At 69.6% G+C, this 4,061-nt stretch carries 5 protein-coding genes; 1 reads left to right on the top strand and 4 read right to left on the bottom strand.

The annotated features are described in order from the left end of the window. The 4 genes from ACO6D5_RS01655 to ACO6D5_RS01640 form a co-directional block, all read right to left on the bottom strand. Positions 1 to 824: Gfo/Idh/MocA family oxidoreductase (locus ACO6D5_RS01655; protein ID WP_485824463.1), on the bottom strand; the 824-nt coding region annotated here is incomplete at its 3' end. An 81-nt stretch (positions 825 to 905) separates the two neighbouring features. Then, entirely contained in the window at positions 906 to 1,466 is a 561-nt protein-coding gene (locus ACO6D5_RS01650) for a 5'-3'-deoxyribonucleotidase (RefSeq protein WP_006222515.1), read from the bottom strand. Between the two features lie 45 nt (positions 1,467 to 1,511). Continuing rightward, on the bottom strand, positions 1,512 to 2,042 hold the full coding sequence (thpR, locus tag ACO6D5_RS01645; RefSeq protein ID WP_485824462.1) for an RNA 2',3'-cyclic phosphodiesterase: 531 nt from the start codon (positions 2,040 to 2,042) through the stop codon (positions 1,512 to 1,514). A gap of 27 nt (positions 2,043 to 2,069) precedes the next feature. After that, positions 2,070 to 2,756 (bottom strand): M24 family metallopeptidase, encoded by a 687-nt coding sequence (locus ACO6D5_RS01640; protein WP_485824461.1) that lies wholly within the window; start codon positions 2,754 to 2,756, stop codon positions 2,070 to 2,072. Between the two features lie 270 nt (positions 2,757 to 3,026). Here ACO6D5_RS01640 and ACO6D5_RS01635 point away from each other — a divergent pair, with 270 nt between their 5' ends. After that, a complete protein-coding gene (locus ACO6D5_RS01635; RefSeq protein ID WP_485824460.1) occupies positions 3,027 to 3,983 on the top strand; it encodes a GlxA family transcriptional regulator in 957 nt (318 codons plus the stop codon). The last annotated feature ends 78 nt before the right edge of the window (positions 3,984 to 4,061 follow it).

Here is a 4,061-nt window from a genome sequence, read left to right as displayed (position 1 = left end):
ACCTGCCCGCGATGGTGCAGGATGCCGCCGTCTTCGCGCGGGCGCAGCACGCGGGCCAGGTCGTCCACGCCGCAAGGCGGGAAATGCAGGCCCGAGGGCGACGGCAGCAGGCCTGTGGCGTTGGACACCGCCGCCATTTCGATGGCGCTCTTGGTGCCGTCCAGGAAGCTGTTGAACATCTGCGCGTTGAAGTCGCCCGCGGCCACCATTTCAGCGGTGAAGCCGTAGTAGGGCCAGACGGTATCCGGCGTGGACGTATGGAATTCCGGCAGGTACTTGGTGCCTTTGCCCGCCGCCATCACCTCAAAGCCGGCGGCGCGCGCCCAGTCCACCATTTCGCAGATCAGGGCCGGCTGGTCGCCGTAGGCCAGCGAATACACGATGCCCGCCTCGCGCGCGCGGCGCGCCAGCAACGGGCCGGCCAACGCGTCGGCTTCGACGTTGACCATGATGATGTCCTTGCCGTGTTCGCAGCAGGCCAGCACGTGGCCGATGCCGGCTGCGGCCTGGCCGGTGGCGTCGATGACGATGTCGACGTCGGGGCTGGCGATGATGGCGTAGGGGTCGTCGCTGAAAAAGACCTTGCCGTTCTTCAGCGCGTCATTGGTGCTGGCGGCGTTCAGCGCGCTGGCGGGCCAGCCCACGCGGGTCAGCGCGGCGCGGGCGCGGGCGGGCGCCAGATCGGCCACCGCGACCAGCCGCATCCCGGGAGTGCGGGGCGCCTGGCTCATGAACATTGCGCCGAACTTTCCGGCGCCCAGCAGTGCAACTCGCAAAGGCTTGTGGTCGGCTTCTCGCTGCTTGAGCAGGCGGTGCAGATTCATGGTGCGGGCTCCTCCGGGGTGGGGGTACAGCCAACACAGAATAGCCCTAAATCATGACCGCTGAACAGGACCCGCGCGGACTCATTCGTCTGCCGTATAGAGCTCGCCCGCCAGCACGTTGCGCCAGTTCGCCCAGGTGATGCGGGCGCGATCGGTGACCTGCCGGTTGTAGGGGGCGTCGAACAGAATGTGCTTCCAGCGCGGCTTGACCGCGCCTTGGATCAAGGGCTTGTCGTCGATCAGCAAATGGCCCTGCACCAGCGTCTTGTCCTTCGTCAGGATCAGCCGGTTGGTGGCCTCGCGCCCCAGGTGCTTTTCCACCCACAGGTACTTTTCAGCCACGCAGTTTTCGAACTGCGACAGCGGCGACGTGCAGATCCGCACGTCCATGCCCAGCGCGAGCAGTTCGCGCACGGCATCCAGCGCGCCGGGCACGGGCGGCAGGTTGCGGATGAACCCCGGGGCGGTGTAGATGGCCTCGGCCATGCCGCGCAGTTCCGGGGCGTAGTCCTCACGGATGTAGAAGGATTTCCGGTCTTCGAACGCGACGGGGGCGATGTCCGGGTGGCGGGCGCGCCAGGCGTCGATGAACGCGTGTTCGAAATCCGCCAGCACGCCGTCTTGGTCCAGCAGGATGATCATGGTGATCCCAGGTCGTTGCAACCGCCTGATTGTGCCAGAGCCGCGCTACCCGCCACCGGGGCGCGACTGCGCGATGACGCGGTAGCGGCTGCCGCCCGACAGGGATTCCGAGGCCACCAGCACCATGCGGTCATAGCGCCAGGACAGCGGTGCCGGCGTCGCGTCAGGGGGCTGGCCGCGTTCGATGTTGCGCAGCAAGGTCACGTGCGGGCGGAAGGGCTGGGGCGGGGCCGCCAGGCCGAATCCGATCAGCCATTGCCACAGCCCGTCATGCGCGGCCTGCAAGCCGGCGGGCGTGTCGCGCGGGCCGGCCCACAGGATGCGTTGGCGGTTGAACACGCCGTAGTGGTCCAGCGCCACCTCGCCCGGGGCCAGCCGGTGGTCGGGCGTGGCGCAGGCCAGCGTGTCTGCCAGCTGCGCCTCCACCGGCCCCAGGAAGGCCAGGGTCAGATGCAGCGTCTCGGTGCGCATGACGCGGCCGCCGCAGGCCAGGCGGGCCTGTTCCGCCCAGCCGGCCAGCGACGCGGCCAACGGGGGCGACGGCCACAGGGCGAAGAAGAGACGGACGGTGGACATGCGCCGATTGTAGGCGCGGCCTGCGTCCTATGCGTAGTGCTCGTCGCCCAGCAACATGTCTTCGAAGAAGGCGCCGAAGCGGCCGGCCGGATCGCGCAAGTGGATCTCCAGGATCCAGCGCATCTCCGACGGGGAGGTGGCCAGGTCCGCCAGCGAGCCGGTGTGGATCGCGGCGTGCGGGAAATCGGACACGCGGTGGCCCGGCAGGTCGAAGTTCAGCTCCCACCCCAGCGCGCGCGCCTGACGGTCGGCGTAGGCGTAGAGTTCCTGCCCGGTCAGCCCCTGCCGCCGCCATACGCCGCGCACGTCGTGGAACAGGGCTTCGGCATCGCGGGCGCAGCGCGCCTGGTCGGCATTGCCGCCCACGGTGAACGACTTGCCGCCGTCGCCTTCCCAGGCGTCCAGGCGCGGCGCGATGTCCAGGAAAAAGATGTCGTGTTCGCCCAGTACCACGCCGGGTTCGGAGGCCTGGCGCATGGCCTTCATGGTGTTGGCGCCGAAGCGCACGCGCGTCGGGTGCCAGCTGAGCGCCATGCCGGCGTCGATCAGCGTTTGCCGGGCCAGTTGCACGGCGTCTTCTTCGACCATGCCGGGCCGGATGCGTGCCGCGACGTCGGCAATGGCCTGGCGGGTCTTGTTGCGGGCGGCCAGCATGCCGTCCACGGAAAACGCGGGGCCGACGCGTTCGCTGGCTAGAGACGGGGGCATCGTCATGGGGAAATCCTTTTGGGGGGATGGGCGCGGCGGCATGCCGGGCCGGACAGGGCAATCTTGCCGGCCCGGCGGGCGATGCGGCGGGACTGGCGTGGACGGAATCGCGCCAGCGTGGTGCGGCGGGCGGCCAACGGGGCGGGCAGGGGCGGTTTCCGGCCGCGATGCCGCGTTTTCAGGCCACGCCGGTGCGCGGGGCCACGCCGCAGCCCTGGCGGTCGGCTAAGGTAGCGTTTTGCGCGTCCCCGCCGTTCGGCCTGCCAACAATTCCCCATGAAAACCGTCGCCATCGTCGTCTTTCCCGGCGTGCAGTCGCTGGATGTCAGCGGTCCGCTGGACGTGTTCGCCGAAGCCAACCGCTTCCTGTTGCCCGCCCAGCATTACCAGCTGGAACTCATCGGCCTGACGCGCGGCACGGTGCCCTGTTCCAACGGCATGGCGCTGGTGCCGCAGCGCCACTACGCGGACGTGGCCGATCCTCCTGACCTGCTGCTGGTGGCGGGGGGGCCGGCCTTGCCCGGGCAGCGCGAACCCGACGAGGCCCTGGCCTGGCTGCGCGCGATGTGCCTGCGCGCGCCGCGCTACGGCTCCATCTGCAACGGCACCTTCCTGTTGGCGCGCGCCGGCCTGTTGCAGGACGCCACCGTCACCACCCATTGGAACGATGCGCCGGGGCTGGCGGCGCGCTACCCCGCGCTGCGGGTCGAGGCGGACCGGCTGTACGTGCAGGACGGGCGCCTGCATACGTCTGCAGGGGTGACGGCAGGCATCGACCTGGCGCTGTATCTGCTGGCGCAGGACGTCGGGCAGGATGTGGCCCTGAACGTGGCCAAGCGGCTGGTGGTGTTCACGCAACGCGCGGGCGGGCAATCGCAGTTCAGCCCGTTCCTCACGCCATTCGTGGAGGAGACGTCGGCCGTGGCGCAGGTGCAGCAGCACGTGCTGGGTCACCTGGCCGCGGACCTCGGGCTGGATGCGTTGGCGGCCGTGGCCAACATGAGCCGCCGCAACTTTTCGCGGGTCTTCCTGCGCGACGCGGGGGTGACGCCGGCCGAGTTCGTCGAGCGCGTGCGGGTGGATGCGGCGCGGGCGCGCCTGGAGCGCGAAGCCCGGCCGCTGAAGACCGTGGCCTACGAATGCGGCTTTCGCGATGCGCGCCATCTGCGCGAAGTGTTCACGCGCCGGCTGGGCGTGTCGCCCAGCCAGTACCGCGCAAGCTTCGGGTTTTAGGCGGCGCGCGCCTCAGTTATCGGTGGTTTCCGATTTGCGCAGCCGGCTCAGCGCGGTGTCGAAGCGTTCGACGCCGGG

The sequence above is a fragment of the Achromobacter sp. genome, from assembly GCF_057314935.1.
Note: the sequence above shows the minus strand (reverse complement) of the source record. Positions and strands in the feature narration are given on the sequence as shown.